The 16,357-nt window shown below is 69.0% G+C and carries 15 protein-coding genes; 3 read left to right on the top strand and 12 right to left on the bottom strand.

Features of this window, described 5'->3' with window-relative positions:
• Nucleotides 1-107 precede the first annotated feature (107 nt).
• The 11 genes from nusB to SJY14_RS09745 all read right to left on the bottom strand — a co-directional run bounded on the left by nusB (nt 108) and on the right by SJY14_RS09745 (nt 11,230).
• Nucleotides 108-518 carry a transcription antitermination factor NusB gene (nusB, locus tag SJY14_RS09695; protein ID WP_043592748.1) on the bottom strand — a complete coding sequence of 137 codons (411 nt, stop codon included), beginning with the start codon at nt 516-518 and terminating at the stop codon, nt 108-110.
• Between the two features lie 3 nt (nt 519-521).
• Nucleotides 522-1,085: an elongation factor P gene (gene efp / locus SJY14_RS09700; protein ID WP_043592746.1), complete on the bottom strand. Its 564-nt coding sequence runs from the start codon at nt 1,083-1,085 to the stop codon at nt 522-524.
• Nucleotides 1,086-1,170: 85 nt separating this feature from the next.
• A complete protein-coding gene (gene aroB / locus SJY14_RS09705) occupies nt 1,171-2,259 on the bottom strand; it encodes a 3-dehydroquinate synthase (RefSeq protein WP_071253405.1) in 1,089 nt (362 codons plus the stop codon).
• The gene (locus SJY14_RS09710; RefSeq protein ID WP_369825252.1) at nt 2,256-2,771 is read right to left on the bottom strand and encodes a shikimate kinase; all 516 of its coding nucleotides are present in this window, start codon (nt 2,769-2,771) and stop codon (nt 2,256-2,258) included. The genes aroB and SJY14_RS09710 overlap by 4 nt, the downstream gene beginning before the upstream one ends.
• Nucleotides 2,768-3,973, bottom strand: a complete 1,206-nt coding sequence (gene aroC / locus SJY14_RS09715; RefSeq protein WP_055972703.1) for a chorismate synthase — start codon at nt 3,971-3,973, stop codon at nt 2,768-2,770. The genes SJY14_RS09710 and aroC overlap by 4 nt, the downstream gene beginning before the upstream one ends.
• Nucleotides 3,974-4,073: 100 nt before the next feature.
• Complete coding sequence (mltG, locus tag SJY14_RS09720; protein ID WP_071253407.1) at nt 4,074-5,405, bottom strand: endolytic transglycosylase MltG; 1,332 nt, start codon at nt 5,403-5,405, stop codon at nt 4,074-4,076.
• 3 nt (nt 5,406-5,408) lie between these two features.
• The gene (gene ruvX, locus SJY14_RS09725) at nt 5,409-5,918 is read right to left on the bottom strand and encodes a Holliday junction resolvase RuvX (protein WP_071253409.1); all 510 of its coding nucleotides are present in this window, start codon (nt 5,916-5,918) and stop codon (nt 5,409-5,411) included.
• An 8-nt stretch (nt 5,919-5,926) separates the two neighbouring features.
• A complete protein-coding gene (gene alaS / locus SJY14_RS09730) occupies nt 5,927-8,599 on the bottom strand; it encodes an alanine--tRNA ligase (RefSeq protein WP_071253410.1) in 2,673 nt (890 codons plus the stop codon).
• 56 nt (nt 8,600-8,655) lie between these two features.
• A complete protein-coding gene (locus SJY14_RS09735) occupies nt 8,656-8,847 on the bottom strand; it encodes a hypothetical protein (RefSeq protein WP_054146050.1) in 192 nt (63 codons plus the stop codon).
• 123 nt (nt 8,848-8,970) lie between these two features.
• Nucleotides 8,971-9,600 (bottom strand): 30S ribosomal protein S4, encoded by a 630-nt coding sequence (gene rpsD / locus SJY14_RS09740; RefSeq protein ID WP_043592736.1) that lies wholly within the window; start codon nt 9,598-9,600, stop codon nt 8,971-8,973.
• A gap of 220 nt (nt 9,601-9,820) precedes the next feature.
• Nucleotides 9,821-11,230, bottom strand: coding sequence for a replication-associated recombination protein A (locus tag SJY14_RS09745; protein WP_396598782.1), 1,410 nt, complete (start codon nt 11,228-11,230; stop codon nt 9,821-9,823).
• A 65-nt stretch (nt 11,231-11,295) separates the two neighbouring features.
• Between SJY14_RS09745 and SJY14_RS09750 the strand changes: the two genes are divergently transcribed.
• From SJY14_RS09750 to SJY14_RS09760, 3 genes are all read left to right on the top strand, one after another.
• Nucleotides 11,296-12,087 carry a peptidylprolyl isomerase gene (locus SJY14_RS09750; protein WP_071253413.1) on the top strand — a complete coding sequence of 264 codons (792 nt, stop codon included), beginning with the start codon at nt 11,296-11,298 and terminating at the stop codon, nt 12,085-12,087.
• Between the two features lie 89 nt (nt 12,088-12,176).
• Nucleotides 12,177-13,406, top strand: a complete 1,230-nt coding sequence (locus tag SJY14_RS09755) for a DUF349 domain-containing protein (RefSeq protein ID WP_071253416.1) — start codon at nt 12,177-12,179, stop codon at nt 13,404-13,406.
• Nucleotides 13,407-13,508: 102 nt separating this feature from the next.
• Nucleotides 13,509-14,150, top strand: a complete 642-nt coding sequence (locus tag SJY14_RS09760) for a type IV toxin-antitoxin system AbiEi family antitoxin (protein WP_071253417.1) — start codon at nt 13,509-13,511, stop codon at nt 14,148-14,150.
• On the opposite strand, the gene SJY14_RS09765 is transcribed toward SJY14_RS09760, so the two are convergent.
• A complete protein-coding gene (locus tag SJY14_RS09765) occupies nt 14,129-16,273 on the bottom strand; it encodes a bifunctional (p)ppGpp synthetase/guanosine-3',5'-bis(diphosphate) 3'-pyrophosphohydrolase (protein ID WP_231567017.1) in 2,145 nt (714 codons plus the stop codon). The two genes, SJY14_RS09760 and SJY14_RS09765, sit on opposite strands and share 22 nt — an antisense overlap.
• Between the last annotated feature and the right edge of the window lie 84 nt (nt 16,274-16,357).

The following is a 16,357-nucleotide window of genomic DNA, read 5'->3' on the forward strand; positions in this document are numbered from 1 at the left end:
GACGGAATTTAAAGGATGTCGGTGTGGGTGGCTCAACCCTATCGGTTCGTCACATGACCGAGGAGTCGACCGGTGACGATCGGTCGGTGGTGATCAGCCCTCGACCGTCAGTCGGCGGTCGCGATGCGGCCGAGCAGTCCGTTGACGAACGAGGCCGAGTCGTCGGTGCTGAGCGTCTGGGCGAGTTCGACGGCCTCGCTGATGGCCACGGCGTCGGGGATCTCGTCGTTGTGGCGGAGCTCCCAGATGCCGATGCGGATGATTCCGCGGTCGAGGGTGGGCATGCGCGCGAGGGTCCAACCCTGCGAATACGTCTCGATCAGTTCGTCGATCTCGTCCCGATGGTCGATGACACCCTGGACGATGTCGCGGGCGTAACCCCAGCTGGACCCACGCTCGGGCTGGTCGAGGGCCCGTTGGGTCTCGGCGACCAGAGCGTCCGTCATGCTGATCTGACGGATGTCGGCGACGTACAGGACGTCGAGGGCGCGTTTGCGCGCCTTGGTGCGTGCGCTCACCGACTAGTCGTTGACGCGGCCGAGGTAGCCGCCGTCGCGCGTGTCGACCTTGACCTTGGTGCCGGTCTCGAGGAACAACGGCACCTGGATCTCGTAGCCGGTCTCGACGGTGGCGGGCTTCGTGCCGCCGGTCGACCGGTCGCCCTGGAGGCCGGGCTCGGTGTAGGTGACCTCGAGGATGACCGAGGCGGGCAGCTCGATGTACAGCGGGTCGCCGTCGTGCAGGGCCATCTGCACGTTCTGGTTCTCGAGCATGAAGTTCTTCGCGTCGCCGACGATTGTGGCGGGCACGTTGATCTGGTCGTAGTCGCTCGTGTCCATGAACACGTAGCCGTCGGCCTCGGCGTAGAGGTACGTGTACTCGCGACGGTCGACGTTGGCGAAGTCGATCTTGGTGCCGGCGTTGAACGTCTTGTCGACGACCTTGCCCGACATCACGTTCTTCATCTTCGTGCGGACGAACGCTCCACCCTTGCCCGGCTTGACGTGCTGGAACTCGATGACGTTCCAGAGTTGACCGTCGAGGTTGAGGACGGCACCGTTCTTGATGTCGTTGGTAGTCGCCATGCGCGAATGATCCGTTCGGGGTGGTGGGAGGTCGGCCGGAATCGGCCATCGTCGAGTGTAGCGGACGCCCTGACGGGTCGGAGGGCTACGAACCGATCTCTTGGTAGGCCGCGAACAGCAGGCTCTGGTCGGGCCCCTGCAGCACGGTCGGCCGGCCGATCTCGTCGAGGACTATGAAGCGCAACAGGCCCGCGCGGGCCTTCTTGTCACGCTGCATCGTCGCCAGCAGGGTGTTCCATCGGCCCAGGGGGTACGAGACCGGCAGGGTCAGCGACTCGAGGATGCGCCGGTGACGGTCGACCGCCTCGTCGGACAAGCGTCCGGTCAGACGCGCCAGCTCGGCGGCGAAGACCATGCCCACCGAGACCGCGGCCCCGTGGCGCCACTGGTAGCGCTCGGCGTGCTCGACGGCGTGGCCGAGGGTGTGGCCGTAGTTCAGGATCTCACGGAGACCCTGCTCGGTGAGGTCTTCGCCGACGACGCGGGCCTTGAGCCCGATCGCCAGCTCGACGACCCGTCGGAACTCGGGCGTCGTCGGGTCGGTCGCCTGGTCGACGTCGGCCTCGACGATGTCGAGGATCTCGGGTTCGGCGATGAACCCGACCTTGACGACCTCGGCGAAGCCGGCCAGGATCTCGTTTTTCGACAACGTGTCGAGGTGGTCGAGGTCGGCCAGCACCGCCACCGGCGGGTGGAAGACGCCGACGAGGTTCTTGCCCTCGGCGGTGTTGACGCCGGTCTTGCCGCCGACGCTCGCGTCGACGAGTCCGAGCACGCTGGTCGGCATCTGGACGAGCGGGACGCCCCGGAGCCAGGTGCCCGCGACGAAGCCGGCCAGGTCGGTGATGGCGCCGCCGCCGAGACCGATGACGGCGTCGGTGCGGGTGAAGTCGGCCTGGCCCAGCACCTGCCAGCAGAAGGCGGCGACCTCGACGCGCTTGGCGTCCTCGGCGTCGGGCACCTCGGCGATGAGTGCCTCGTACCCGGCCGCCACCAGGGAGTCGCGCACCTCGCCCGCCTTGCGGCCCAGCGTGGGCGCGTGGACGATGAGCACCTTCTTCGTCTGCGGGTGCAGGACGCCCGGCAGGTGGCCGGTGAGTCCCCGACCGATCAGCACGTCGTAGGGGGCGTCTCCCCCGACGTGGATGGTCGTGGTGTCGGTCTCGTCGGTCATGCGGTGCCTCTCTCGGAGTCGAGCCAGGTCTCGATGTCGTCGACGACGGTCGAGACGGGCCGGTGGGACGTGTCGAACACGACGGACGCCAGTGCCCGGTAGACGGGATCGCGCTCGGCGGCGATGGCGCGCCAGGCGTCGACGCCCCCTCGCTGCAGCAGTGGCCGGGCGCTGCCGGCCAACCGCGATTCGACGGCCTCGGCCGTCACGGTGAGCAGGACGACGGGCAACCCTGACAAGGAGGCGCGGGTGCGGTCGTCGAGGACGGCTCCCCCGCCCAGCGACACCACCCCGTCACCGGCCAGGGCCTCGACCACGGCTTCGTGTTCGAGGGCCCGGAAGTGTGCCTCGCCGTGACGTTCGAACAGCTCTGCGATGGGCCCGTGCCGTCGGACGACGAGGCGGTCGCTGTCGACGAACGAGACGTCGAGGCGGCGCGAGAGCTTCTTGCCGATGCTCGTCTTGCCCGCCCCCATGGGGCCGATCAGGACGACCGGACGCGTGGTCGTCACTCGGCGGCGGACGCCGGCTGAGTCCGCAGGTTCTCGGGGATGGCGTCGAGGTAGCCCCGCAGGTTGCGAGCCGTCTCGCCCAGCGAGTCGCCGCCGAACTTCTCGAGGATCGAGTTCGCCAGGACGAGGGCGACCATCGACTCGGCGACGACGCCGGCGGCCGGGACCGCACAGACGTCGGAGCGCTGGTGGTGCGCCTTGCTCTCTTCGCCGCTGGTGACGTCGACCGTGGCCAGTGCGCGCGGAACCGTCGCGATCGGTTTCATGCCGGCACGCACGCGGAGGACGGTGCCCGTGCTCATTCCCCCCTCGGTCCCCCCGGCGCGATCGGTGTCGCGCGAGATGACCCCGCCCGTGCGGTGGAGTTCGTCGTGGGCGACCGAACCGCGCCTGCGGGTGGTCTCGAAGCCGTCCCCGACCTCGACGCCCTTGATCGCCTGGATGCCCATCAACGCGGCGGCCAGCTGCGAGTCGAGACGCCGGTCCCATTGGACGTGCGAGCCGAGTCCCGGCGGCACGCCGTAGGCGAGCACCTCGACGACGCCACCCAGGGTGTCGCCGTCTTTCTTGGCGGCCTCGACCTCGTCGACCATGAGGGCGCTGGTCGCCTGGTCGAAGCAGCGCAGCGGATCGTCGTCGAGACGGTCGACGTCCGACGGGACGGGCACCGGGCTGCCGTCGGGCACGCGCACGGGACCGATGGACAGGGTGTGGCTGACGAGCTCGATGCCGAGCTCGGCGAGGAAGGACCGAGCGACGGCACCGAGGGCGACGCGGGCCGCCGTCTCACGAGCGCTCGCACGCTCGAGGATCGGCCGGGCCTCGTCGAAGTCGTACTTCTGCATGCCCACGAGGTCGGCATGACCGGGACGGGGTCGCGTGAGGGGCGCGCTTCGCCCCCGCGAGGCATCGCTCACCTCGACGGGCTCGGGGCTCATCACCTCGACCCACTTCGGCCACTCGGTGTTGCCGATGCGCAGGGCGACGGGGCTGCCCATCGTCAGGCCGTGGCGGACGCCGCCCGAGATGTTCAGCTCGTCCTGCTCGAACTTCATGCGAGAGCCGCGACCGTAGCCCAGCTTGCGGCGGGCGAGGTCGGCACGGATCGCGTCGAGCGACACCGGCACGCCGGCCGGCAGCCCCTCGAGGACGGCGACGAGCTCGGGCCCGTGAGATTCTCCAGCGGTCAACCAACGAAGCATGGTGTCGATCTTCCCACAGAGAGAGGGGCCGACCGACCGTGTGACGGTCGGTCGGCCCCTCAGGACGGGCGTCAGGGCCCGACGGTCGACCGTCGGCCGGTCACTGGTACTCGGGGTGCTCGCGCATCCAGGCCTGCCATTGCTTCACCGCGGCCTGGTGCTCGGCGTACGTGGTCGAGAAGGCCGTCTCGCCCGTGTCGAGGTTGACCGTGACGAAGAAGAGCCAGGTGCCGTCGGCCGGTTTCAGGGCGGCGTTCAGGGCGAGGTCGCCCGGGTTCGAGATCGGCCCGACCGGCAGTCCCTCGTGGACGTAGGTGTTGTAGGCGTTGTTCGCGTCGCCGCGCTCTTCGTCGGTCGTCGTGACCCGGTGGGTGTTCCCCGTGCCGTAGGCGACCGTGGCGTCCGACTGCAGGAGCATCCCCTGGTCGAGGCGGTTCTGGAAGACCCGCGCGACCTTGGGATAGTCGTCGGCGAGACCGGCTTCTTTCTGGATGAGCGACGCGAAGACGATCGTCTTCTGGTAGTCGGCGGGCTGCGCACCGGCGGACTGGAGGTGCTGGGTCATGGTCGTCACCATGTCTTGGAGGTAGTCGTGGGCCGTCTTGCCCGGGTCGAGCTCGTAGGTCGCCGGGAAGAGCCAACCCTCGAGGCTCGTGGCCTCGGCGGGCAGTCCGAACGTCGTGTAGTCCGCGGCGGCGGCCTGGACGTCGGCGATCGGGATCGACGTCGCGGACGCGAGGAGCTCGTAGACGTCCGCCGCCACGGTTCCCTCGGGGATGACGACCTTGTTGGTGATGCGGTTGGCACTGTCCTGGAGCGCGTCGAGGGCCGACTGGGCGCTCATCTGCTGCTGCAGGGTGTAGGTGCCCGGCTGGAAGGTCATCGACGGGTCGGCCAGCAGGAGCGAGTAGGCCGACTCGTAGCTCTGCGTGACGCCGGCGTCCGCCAGGTTCTGCGCGATGTCGGAGCCGACCTGGCCCGAGACGATGGCGAAGTCGACGGGCGTGCCGTTGCCGCTGCCGGCGTAGTCGGCCGGTTCGTCGTCACCCGTGATCTTGGCGATCAGGGGTTGGACCTGCCCCCAGGCGGCGGCGACGCCGGCGGTGCCCCCGGCCAGGACGAGCACGAGGATCGAGGCGAGGACGATCGGGCCCTTCTTGGACCGTCGTTCGCGCGGTTCCCGCGTCGCGCGTGCACGATCGCCGTCGGAGGACGGAACGACGACGGGCTCGGCCCGTCGTTCGCGCTCACGCTGTTCGCGGCGGGACAGGGCGGGGGCTTCGACGTGCGTGCTGCGCCGGAGCGGCGCGCCGTCGCCGTCACCGTGCCGGCCGTCGACCGTCTCGCCTCGGCGGCGTCCGGAGCTGTCGGCAGGGCGGTCGTTCTGGGGTTGGGACGCGAAGATGTCGTCCCAATCGGGTTCGTCGGCCACGAATCACTGTCTTTCGTCGGTGGCGGGTACGGCAACGTCGCCGCCCGTCTCTCGGGTCACGTCGACCGTCCGCCCGGGCGGCTGACCGCTCGAGCGCTCGAGGTCGAGCGCGTGCTGGACGATGATAACAGCGGCCACTTGGTCGATCACGGACCGTTGTCTCTTGCCCTTCCGGCCCGAGGCCCGGAGTGCACCCTGGGCACTCACCGTCGAGAGTCGCTCGTCGACGAGACGGACGGGAACCGTGACGGCCTGCGCGATCGCCGCGGCGAAGTCACGTGCGTCCTGCGTCGACGCCGTGTCTCGACCCGAGAGGGCGATGGGCAGGCCGACAATCACCTCGAGCGCATCGAGTTCGGCAACCAGGTCGCGGACGGCACCGATGTCGGCCACACCGTCGGCGGAACGCGCGAGCGTCTCGACCGGGGTGGCGAGCAGACCGTCGGGATCGGTGCGAGCGACTCCGACCCGAGCCTTGCCCACGTCGATGCCGATGCGGACGCCGCGGCGCACGGCCGTCCTCAGGCCCCGAGTTCGGCGACGATGCCGGCCAGCGCGGTGGGGATCGCCGAGACGTCGGATCCGCCGCCCTGCGCGAGGTCGTCCTTGCCGCCGCCACCGCCACCGAGAGCCGAGGCGGCACCCTTGGCGAGACGGCCGGCCTTGACTCCGGCCTTGCGCGCGCCGTCGGTGGTGGCCACGATCACGGCTGGCTTGCCCGCGACGTCTGCTGCCAGGGCGACGACCGCCGCGCTGGAGGCGCCGAGGCGTTCGCGCACCGACAGGGCGAGCGACCGCAGGTCGTCGGTCGAACCGAGCGACCCGACCGATTCGGCGACGACGGTGAGGTCGCCGATCGAGGTCGCCGTCTCGGCCAACGCCGGGACGCGCGTGGCGAGGCGGGCGGACTCGAACTCGGCGATCTTCTTCTCGGCCGTGCGGAGACTCGTGACGAGATCGCCGACGCGGGCGGCCAGCTGATCGCGCGGGGTCTTCAGCGACGAGGTCAGTTGGGACACGAGGGCACGCTCGGCGGCGAACTCACGGAACGCGTCCATGCCGACGAGCGACTCGACGCGGCGGTTGGTCGACCCCACCGAGGTCTCGCTGACGAGGTTGATGAGACCGACCTGCGAGCTGGTGGAGACGTGCGTGCCCGCGCAGAGCTCGCGCGACCACGGTCCACCGATGTCGACCATGCGGACGGTCTCGCCGTACTTCTCGCCGAACAGTGCCATGGCACCCAGGGCGCGGGCGTCGTCGAGGGGCATCTCGCGGGTGACGACCTGCAGGTCGTCGCGGATCGCGTTGTTGGCGATCTCCTCGATCTCGGACCGTGTCTGCGGGCTCAGCGCCTGGTTCCAGTTGAAGTCGAGACGCATGTAGCCGGCCTTGTTGTAGGACCCGGCCTGGTGCGCCTCGGGGCCGAGCACCTCTCGGAGGGCGGCGTGGATCAGGTGCGTCGCGGAGTGCGCCTGCGTCGCGCCCCGGCGGTAGGCGGGGTCGACCACGCTGGTCGCCGCGTCGCCGACCCCCACCTCGCCGGAGGTGACCTGGACGCGGTGGCTGATGAGACCCTTGACCGGCTTCTGCACGTCGAGGACCTCGAGGTCGAAGCCCACGCCGACGATGCGGCCCGAGTCGGCCTCCTGGCCGCCGGACTCGGCGTACAGCGAGGTCTCGGCGAGGATGACCTCGGCGATGTCGCCCGTCACGGCCCGGTCGACGTCGGCCCCGTCGACGATCAGGCCGAGCACACGGGTCTCGGTGTCGAGCTCGTCGTATCCCGTGAAGACCGTCTCGCCCTGGGCGCGGAAGGCGCTGTAGACGCTCAGGTCGGCCAGGGCCACCTTCCGCGACTTGGCGTCGGCCTTCGCGCGGGCGCGCTGCTCCGACATCAGCCGGTCGAACGCCTCGCGGTCGACCGTCAGACCGCTCTCTTCCGCGATCTCGAGGGTGAGGTCGATGGGGAACCCGAAGGTGTCGTGCAGCAGGAACGCCGTGTCGCCCTGCAGCTGCGGCGTCGTGCCCGCCGAGGCGCGCTGCTTCGTGTCGTCGACGGCGATGTCGAGGATGTTCGTGCCGGCGGCCAGGGTGCGCAGGAAGGTCTCCTCCTCGGCGTAGGCCAGGCGCGAGATGCGGTCGTAGTCGGTCTCGACCTCGGGGTAGGCCGCCTTCATCGCGTCGCGGGACTCCGGGAAGAGCGCGGGGAACGTGGGGCCGTCGACGCCGAGCAGTCGCATCGAGCGGACCGTGCGGCGCAGGAGGCGGCGGAGGATGTAGCCGCGGCCCTCGTTGGACGGGCGCACCCCGTCGGACATCAGCATGAGCGAGCTGCGGACGTGGTCGGCGATGACGCGCATGCGGACGTCGTCGTCGTGGACCGCGCCGTAGCGCCGCCCCGACAGCTCGGCGGCCTTGTCGAGGACCGGGCGCACCTGGTCGATCTCGTACATGTTGTCGACGCCCTGCTTGAGGAAGGCGACGCGTTCGAGACCCATGCCGGTGTCGATGTTCTTGTTCGGCAGTTCGCGCACGATGTCGAAGTCGACCTTCGAGCGGACGTTCTCGATCTGGTACTGCATGAACACGAGGTTCCAGATCTCGACGTAGCGGTCGTCGTCGGTCGCCGGACCCCCGTCGGCGCCGTAGGCGGGACCACGGTCGAAGAAGATCTCGGAGCACGGCCCCGCGGGCCCGGGCTGACCGGTGTGCCAGTAGTTGGAGTCCTTGCCGAGGCGCTGGATGCGCTCGTCGGGCAGGCCGGCGACCTTCTTCCAGAGAGCGATGGCCTCGTCGTCCTCTTCGTAGACCGTCACCCACAGGTCGTCGGGCGAGAACGCGAGGCCGCCGTCGGCCTCGCTCGAGGTCAAGAGCTCCCAGGCGTAGCCGATCGCCTCTTCTTTGAAGTAGTCGCCGAAGGAGAAGTTGCCGTTCATCTGGAAGAACGTGCCGTGTCGGGGCGTCTTGCCGACCTCTTCGATGTCGTTGGTGCGGATGCACTTCTGGACGCTCGTGGCGCGGGGGTACGGCGTCGGGACGAGCCCGGTGAGGTACGGGATGAACGGGACCATGCCCGCGACCGTGAAGAGGAGGCTCGGGTCGTCGCTGACCAGGGACGCGGACGGGACGACGGTGTGGCCCCGATCGCCGAAGTAGTCGAGCCAACGGCGGCGGATTTCGGCGGTCTGCATGGTTCTCCCGAGGGTGGGTTGGTCGTGTGTCAGGACGAGGAGGCGCGGCCGGGCGCTCAGGACTCGTCGCGGTCGGTGCGCAGTTCGGCCTCGCGGGCCTTATAGCCGTCGACCACGGCGGCGCGGAACGACTTCACGTTGCCGTCGAGGCCGCCGAAGAACTGCTGACCCCGAGGTGTCTTGTTGAACTGGTGGGCGACGGCGAAACCGCCGACGACACCGACGGCGAGCAGGAACAGGCTCTTCACGGGGACTCCTCTTGGGGCTGGTGTCGCGACGTGCGAGCGCGACGACACGTCAGCTTACCCGGCCCCGGGAACGCGAAAGGAGCGGGCCACGACCGTGGCCCGCTCCTGACGGGGTGACGAGTTCTAGCGCGCGGCGTAGTACTCGACGACGAGCTGGACCTCGCAGGTCACCGGGACCTCGACGCGCTTCGGGCGGCGCACGAGGCGGGCCTGCAGCTTGTCGATCTCGACCTCGAGGTATCCGGGCACCTTGGGCAGCAGGTCGACGTGACCGCCGGCCGCGGCGACCTGGAAGGGCTCGGTCTTCTCGCTGCGCTCTTTCACGTGGATCATCTGACCCGGCTTGACGCGGAACGAGGGACGGTCGACGAGCTTGCCGTCGACGAGGATGTGACGGTGCACGACCATCTGACGGGCCTGGGCCGTCGTGCGGGCGAAGCCGGCACGCAGGACGAGGGCGTCGAGACGGGTCTCGAGGAGCTCGACCAGGTTCTCACCGGTCAGGCCCGAGGCCTTGCGTGCCTCGTTGAAGACGATCTTGAGCTGGGCCTCGCGGATGCCGTACTGGGCGCGCAGGCGCTGCTTCTCGCGCAGGCGGACGGCGTAGTCGCTGTCGGTCTTGCGCTTGGTGCGACCGTGCTCACCGGGAGCGTAAGGGCGCTTCTCGAGGTAACGAGCGGCCTTCGGGGTCAGCGCGATGCCGAGGGCACGCGAGAGACGGGTCTTGCTGCGGGTACGTGACTTGGTGGACACTTGTTCCTTTTTCTTGTCGGTGGTTCGTCATGGACCGCCCCAGCGCGCGAGCGCCGAGCGGCGTAACAAGAGGGGTGAGTGCCGCGGTGGCGACCGGCTACAGGTCGTCGCACCTTGATCGGGTCGTCGTCAGCAGCCGCGCGTCGACGCCCGAGAACAGGCAACCCCCCGAGCATACAGGAGCCCGGGCACGGATGCGAGCAGCGGGTCGATCGTGTCGTCAGTGCCCCCGCGTGATGCGGCGCAGCTTCTCGAGGCGCGCCGCCACGTCGCGCTCGTTGCCGTTGGCGGTGGGGTCGTAGTACTCGTGGCCGACGAGTTCGTCGGGGAGGTACTGCTGCTCGACCACCCCGAACTCGGAGTCGTGGGCGTAACGGTAGCCCTTCCCGTGCCCGAGGCGTCTGGCCCCGGGGTAATGGGCGTCGCGCAGGTGCTTGGGCACTCGGCCCGCCTTGCCGGCCCGGACGTCGGCGATGGCGGCGTCGAGCGCGGAGTAGGACCGGTTCGACTTGGGCGCGGTCGCCAGGTAGACGACGGCCTCGGCCATGGGTATCCGGCCCTCGGGCATGCCGATCATCTGCACGGCGGTCGCGGCCGAGACCGCCACGGTCAGCGCGTTCGGGTCCGCCATGCCGATGTCCTCGCCGGCCGACACGATGATCCGTCGGCAGATGAAGCGCGGGTCCTCGCCCGCCTCGATCATCCGGGCGAGGTAGTGGAGCGCCGCGTCGACGTCGGACCCCCGGATCGACTTGATGAAGGCGCTGATGACGTCGTAGTGCTCGTCCCCGTTGCGGTCGTACCGCAGCAGGGCGCGGTCGACCGACTGGGCGACGATCTCCGACGTGATCGCCGGGCGGTCGTCGTCGGGATCGGTCTCGTCGTACTCGGCGTCGGGGTCGAAGTCGGCGTCGGCCGCGTCGTCGGGCGTGGCGGTCGGCACCGCGTCGGCCTCGAGCTTCGTGGCCCACGCCGACTGGGCGGACGCCTCGAGCGCCGTGAGCGCACGTCGTGCATCGCCCGAGGCCAGCCGGACGATCGTGGCCAGGGCCTCGTCGTCGAGCCGGACGGCTCCGTCGAGACCGCGGGGGTCGACGACCGCTCGTTGCACCAGCTGGGCCAGGTCGTCGTCGCTGAGCTGTTCGAGCGTCAGCAGCAGCGAGCGGGACAACAACGGCGTGATGACGGAGAACGAGGGGTTCTCGGTCGTGGCGGCGATGAGGATGACCCAGCCGTTCTCGACGCCCGGCAAGAGAGCGTCCTGCTGCGCCTTGGTGAAGCGATGGATCTCGTCGAGGAAGAGCACCGTCGTCGTGCCGTAGAGGTCGCGGTTCGACAGCGCCTTCTCCATCACCTGTCGGACGTCCTTGACGCCGGCGGTCACGGCGGACAGCTCGATGAACTGTCGCCCTGAGCTGCGTGCGATGGCTTGCGCGAGGGTCGTCTTGCCCGTGCCCGGCGGGCCCCAGAGGATGACGGAGACCGCACCTTGGTCGGCACCCGTGTCGGACGCCAGGGTGACCAGAGGCGAGCCGGGCCGCAGCAGGTGCCGTTGGCCGGCGACCTCGTCGAGGGTGGTGGGACGCATGCGGACCGCGAGAGGGGTCGAGCTCTGCGGGAGCGGGCTCATGGTGACCCATGCTAGACCGGCCCTCCGATACAGTGCAGGCTGGACATCACCGAGCTGGAGGACCCGTGGCACCGAGCAAGAACCCGGACCGTGAGAACCGAGACCGGCTCCGCAGGTACACCGCTCGTCAGCAGGTGCACGCCACGCAGGTCGCCCGGCGTCGTCGGGACAACGTCCTCGCCGTGACCGCCGTCGTGGTCGTGGTCGGACTCGCGGCCGTGTCGCAGGTCTTCTGGTCGACGAGTGGGCCCGGTGCCCCCATGGCGACTCCTTCGGACGTGCCCAGCCCCTCCTCGACCCCCGCCGCAGGCGAGAACGTCGGCGACGTTCCCAACGAGTCGATCGCCGAGGGCCGCACCTGGACCGGAGGGCTGACGCTGAACGACGGCGTCGACCTCGGGATCGAACTGGACGGGGCGAAGGCCCCCCAGGCGGCGAGCGTCGTCATCGACCTCATCCAGAAGGGCTTCTACACGGGCACGACCTGCCACCGCATGAGCGATGCCGCGACGGCGAAGTTCGTCCAGTGCGGCTCTGCCAACGGCGACGGGACGGGCGACGCCGGCTTCACGTTCGGCCCGCTCGAGAACGTCCCCACGGACGGCGTGTACCCGACCGGGACGATCGCCATGGCTCGCAGCACCGACCCGTACTCGCAGTCGACGCAGTTCTTCATTACCTACGGAGACACGACCCTCGACGGCTCGACGGGCGGCTACACCGTGGTCGGACAGGTCACGAGCGGACTCGACCAGCTCGAGGCCCAGATCACGGACGCGGGCCTCACACCCGGGTCGAGCGAAACCGACGGTGCCCCCGTCGTGGCGACCACGATCACGGGCGCCACGATCGAGTAGTCCGCCGCGGCCCGCCGTGCAATAGGCTGGGCACCCATCGCGGTGGCCTGTCCTGGTTCCGCGACGAGCACTTTCAGCAAGGGATAAAAGTGGCTACTGACGATCAGGCACCCTGGGGCCGCGTCGACGACGACGGCACGGTCTACGTCCGCGAGGGCGACGGCGAACGCGCGGTGGGGCAGTACCCGGACGCGACGCCTGACGAGGCTCTCGCGTACTACGAGCGCAAGTTCGTCGAGCTCGCCGGGCAGGTGACGTTGCTCGAGCAGCGGATCAAGCGCGGCGCATCGGCGGGCGACGTCGTCAAGACCGTCACCCACCTGCGTGAGCAACTCGTCGAACCGAGCGCGGTCGGTGACCTCGAGGCCCTCCGTGCTCGTGTCTCGGCACTCGACTCGACGGTCGACGAGCTCACGCAGCAGCAGAGCGCCGAGGCGCAGAAGGCTCTGACCGAAGCCGTCGCCTATCGCACCGCCCTCGTCGTCGAGGCCGAGACCCTCGCCGCCCAGGACCCCGCCCGCGTGCAGTGGAAGCAGGTCACGGCCAGCATCGACGACATCTTCGCCCGCTGGCAGAAGCACCAGCAGGACGGTCCCCGCATCCCGAAGGGCGAGGGCAACGACCTCTGGAAGCGCTTCCGTGCCGCGCGCACGACGATCGACCAGCACCGCAAGGCCTTCTACGCCGACCTCGACGCCACGCACCGTGACGCCCGTCAGCGCAAACAGGCCCTCGTCGAGTCCGCCGAGGCCCTCGCGCCGAAGGGCGTCGACGGCATCCCCGCCTACCGGGGGCTGCTCGACGACTGGAAGCGTGCCGGACGCGCCGGCAAGAAGTACGACGACGCCCTGTGGGCGAAGTTCAAGCGGGCAGGCGACGTGCTCTACGCGGCCAAGTCCGAGGTCGTCGCTCAGGACGCTGCCGAGTACGAAGGCAACCTCGAGCTGAAGCTCGAGTTGCTCACCGAGGCCGAGAAGATCTTGACGGTCACGGATCGGGTCCCGGCCCGAGAGGCGCTCACCTCGATCCAGCTGCGGTGGGACGAGATCGGTCGCGTTCCGCGTGAGCAGGTCCGGTTCGTCGAGGACCGCCTCCGCAAGGTCGAATCCCACGTGCGCCAGCTCGACGAGCAGTTCTGGGAGAAGAACAACCCCGAGCGTCAGGCACGGTCCCAGGGGCTCGCGAGCCAGCTGCACGATGCCATCGGCAAGCTCGAGGACGAGCTCGCGACGGCCGAGGCGAGCGGTGACGCTCGTCGGGTCAAAGAGGCTCGTGAGGCCCTCGACGCCCGGAAGGTCTGGCTCGACGCCATCGGTTGACCGCCACGGGCCGGTCGCCCACCGACGTCATGAACCGTCCGATTCTCCACAGGGAGGGTCGGGCGGTTCGTCGTCGTGAGCGGGGTCGGCCAGGGTGGGCACATGCCTGCGCGACTCCCCCTGGTCCTGACGGACGACGACCTGCCCGAAACCGAACTCCGTGCGGCTGCGCTCGACGGCCAGGTCTACGCCGTCGGTGATTCGTGGCGAAGCATCGCCGAGATCGACGACCACGTCGGACGAGCCATCGCGGTGGGGCTCGCCCTCGGGGCCGGAGTCGTCGCTGCCGAGCGGACGGCCGCCTGGGTCTGGGGAGCTCGAGGGCCGGCGCCACTCCCCCACTCCGGGCTCGTGGTGTCGCCGGCGCGAGTGAAACATCGAGGCCGGGGTTCGGTGATCCGACAGGTGGTCATCGACGACGACGAGATCGTCACAGTCCACGGTGTGGCCGTCACGACACCGGCCCGGACCGTGGTCGACCTCGCTCGCCGCGAGGACTGGACGCCAGAGGACGAGACGGCCGCACGCGACGTGTCGACTGGGCAGGGCGTCGTGTCCGCCGATGCGGTCGCCGTCCTCGATCGACGAGGACGACTCCCCCACCGAGCGCGGACGGTCGACCGCCTCGGTGTCGTCTGTGCGGCCGATGCTCACCTCCAGATGGGTGACGAGTCACCTCGAGACGACGCACATCCGCCCCGTCGGACGGCGACGATCGTGACTCAGCCGGCGCTGACCCTGTAGACGTCGTACACGGCGTCGATGCGTCGGACCGCGTTCAGGACGCGGTCGAGGTGCGTGGTGTCGCCCATCTCGAACACGAACCGACTGAGAGCGAGACGTTCGGTGGAGGTGGACACCGTCGCGGAGAGGATGTTCACGTGGTGCTCCGAGAGCACGCGGGTCACATCCGACAGCAGTCCGCTGCGATCGAGGGCTTCGATCTGGATCTGCACCATGAACACGCTCTTCGACGACGGGGCCCACTCGACCTCGATCATCCGTTCGGGCTCTTTCAGCAGACCCTGGACGTTGTGACAGTTGGCCTGGTGGACGCTGACGCCCTGACCCCGGGTCACGAATCCGACGATCTGGTCGCCGGGCACCGGCGTACAGCATTTGGCGAGCTTCACCAAGATGTCAGGCGCCCCGCGGACCAGGACGCCCGAGTCGCTGTTGCGCAGCGGCCGCGCCCGACCCTGGCTGGGGAACTCGAACTCGCCCTCGTCGACCTCGGTCTGCGTGTGGACCGCCGCCAGGATCTTCTCGATGACGGACTGGGTGGAGATGTGGCCCTCGCCGACGGCGGCGTAGAGGCTCGACACATCGTCGTACCGCATCGTGGCGGCGACTTCGGCGATGCTGTCCTGCGTCATCAGCTTCTGCAGCGGCAGGTTCTGCTTCCGCATGGCCCGGGCGATGGCGTCCTTGCCCTGTTCCATGGCCTCGTCGCGGCGTTCTTTCGTGAACCACTGGCGGATCTTGTTCCGGGCGCGGGGGCTCTTGACGAAGGCGAGCCAGTCCTGACTCGGCCCCGAGTCGGGGTTCTTGGAGGTGAAGACCTCGACGACGTCACCGCTCGACAGGACGCTCTCGAGCGGCACGAGTCGCCCGTTGACCTTGGCGCCCATCGTGCGGTGGCCGACCTCCGTGTGCACCGCGTAGGCGAAGTCGACCGGGGTGGCACCCGACGGAAGGCCGATCACCTTGCCCTGGGGCGTGAAGACGTAGACCTCTTTGGCGCCGATCTCGAACCGGAGGCTGTCGAGGAACTCGCTGGGATCGGCGGTCTCGGCCTGCCAGTCCGAGATGTGGGCGAGCCAGGCCATGTCGGTCTCGGTCTTGGCCCCGCCCTGGTCGTCCCGCCCGCCGTTCATGCGCTGCTTGTACTTCCAGTGGGCGGCCACACCGAACTCGGCCCGCTGGTGCATCTCGTGGGTCCGGATCTGGATCTCGACGGGTCGCCCCTTGGGGCCGATCACGGTCGTGTGCAACGACTGGTACAGGTTGAACTTCGGCGTCGCGATGTAGTCCTTGAAACGGCCCGGGATGGGGTTCCACCGGGCATGGATCGACCCCAACACGGCATAGCAGTCCCGGAGCGAGTTGACGAGGATGCGGATGCCGACGAGGTCGTAGATCTCGTCGAACTCGCGGCCCCGGACGATCATCTTCTGGTAGATCGAGTAGTACTGCTTCGGTCGACCCATGACGTCGCCGCGGATCTTCGTCGACTTGAGGTCGGACTTGACGGCATTGATGACGTTCTGGACGAACTGCTCGCGCTGCGGCGTGCGCTGCTTGACCAGGTTGTCGATCTCGACGTAGAGCTTGGGGTGGAGCACGGCGAACGAGAGGTCCTCGAGCTCCCACTTGATGGTCTGGATGCCGAGTCGGTGGGCCAGGGGGGCGTAGATCTCGAGGGTCTCGGTGGCCTTGCGGGTGGCCGACGCCGACTCGACGAAGCCCCAGGTGCGCGCGTTGTGGAGCCTGTCGGCCAACTTGATGACGAGCACCCGGATGTCTTTCGACATGGCGACGACCATCTTGCGGACGGTCTCGGCCTGTGCGCTGTCGCCGTATTTGAGTTTGTCGAGTTTGGTGACCCCGTCGACCAGCATCGCGATCTCGTCACCGAAATCGCGCTGCAGCATGGCCAGCGTGTAGTCGGTGTCCTCGACGGTGTCGTGGAGGAGCGCGGCGGCGATGGTCTTGGAACCGATGCCCAGATCGGCGAGGATCTGTGCCACCGCGACCGGGTGGGTGATGTAGGGCTCGCCGCTCTTGCGGAGTTGACCCGTGTGGGCCTTCTCGGCGACGGAGTACGCCCGCTCGATGAGGACGATGTCGGCCTTGGGGTGGTGCATGCGCACCGTCTTGATCAACCGGTCGACGGCACCCGCCGGTTGGCTCCGAGAGAAGAGACGGGGCAGGAGCGTCCGCAACGAGGC

Origin of the sequence: Frigoribacterium sp. R86507 (assembly GCF_044597695.1) — a bacterium.
Lineage (GTDB): Bacteria > Actinomycetota > Actinomycetes > Actinomycetales > Microbacteriaceae > Frigoribacterium.

Excerpts from the sequence above, each read along its gene's own strand:
- efp (WP_043592746.1), bottom strand. The coding sequence starts at position 1,085 with ATGGCGACTACCAACGACATCAAGAACGGTGCCGTCCTCAACCTCGAC.
- aroB (WP_071253405.1), bottom strand. The coding sequence starts at position 2,259 with ATGACCGACGAGACCGACACCACGACCATCCACGTCGGGGGAGACGCC.
- aroC (WP_055972703.1), bottom strand. The coding sequence starts at position 3,973 with ATGCTTCGTTGGTTGACCGCTGGAGAATCTCACGGGCCCGAGCTCGTC.
- alaS (WP_071253410.1), bottom strand. The coding sequence starts at position 8,599 with ATGCAGACCGCCGAAATCCGCCGCCGTTGGCTCGACTACTTCGGCGAT.
- SJY14_RS09745 (WP_396598782.1), bottom strand. The coding sequence starts at position 11,230 with ATGAGCCCGCTCCCGCAGAGCTCGACCCCTCTCGCGGTCCGCATGCGT.
- SJY14_RS09760 (WP_071253417.1), top strand. The coding sequence starts at position 13,509 with ATGCCTGCGCGACTCCCCCTGGTCCTGACGGACGACGACCTGCCCGAA.
- SJY14_RS09765 (WP_231567017.1), bottom strand. The coding sequence starts at position 16,273 with ATGCACCACCCCAAGGCCGACATCGTCCTCATCGAGCGGGCGTACTCC.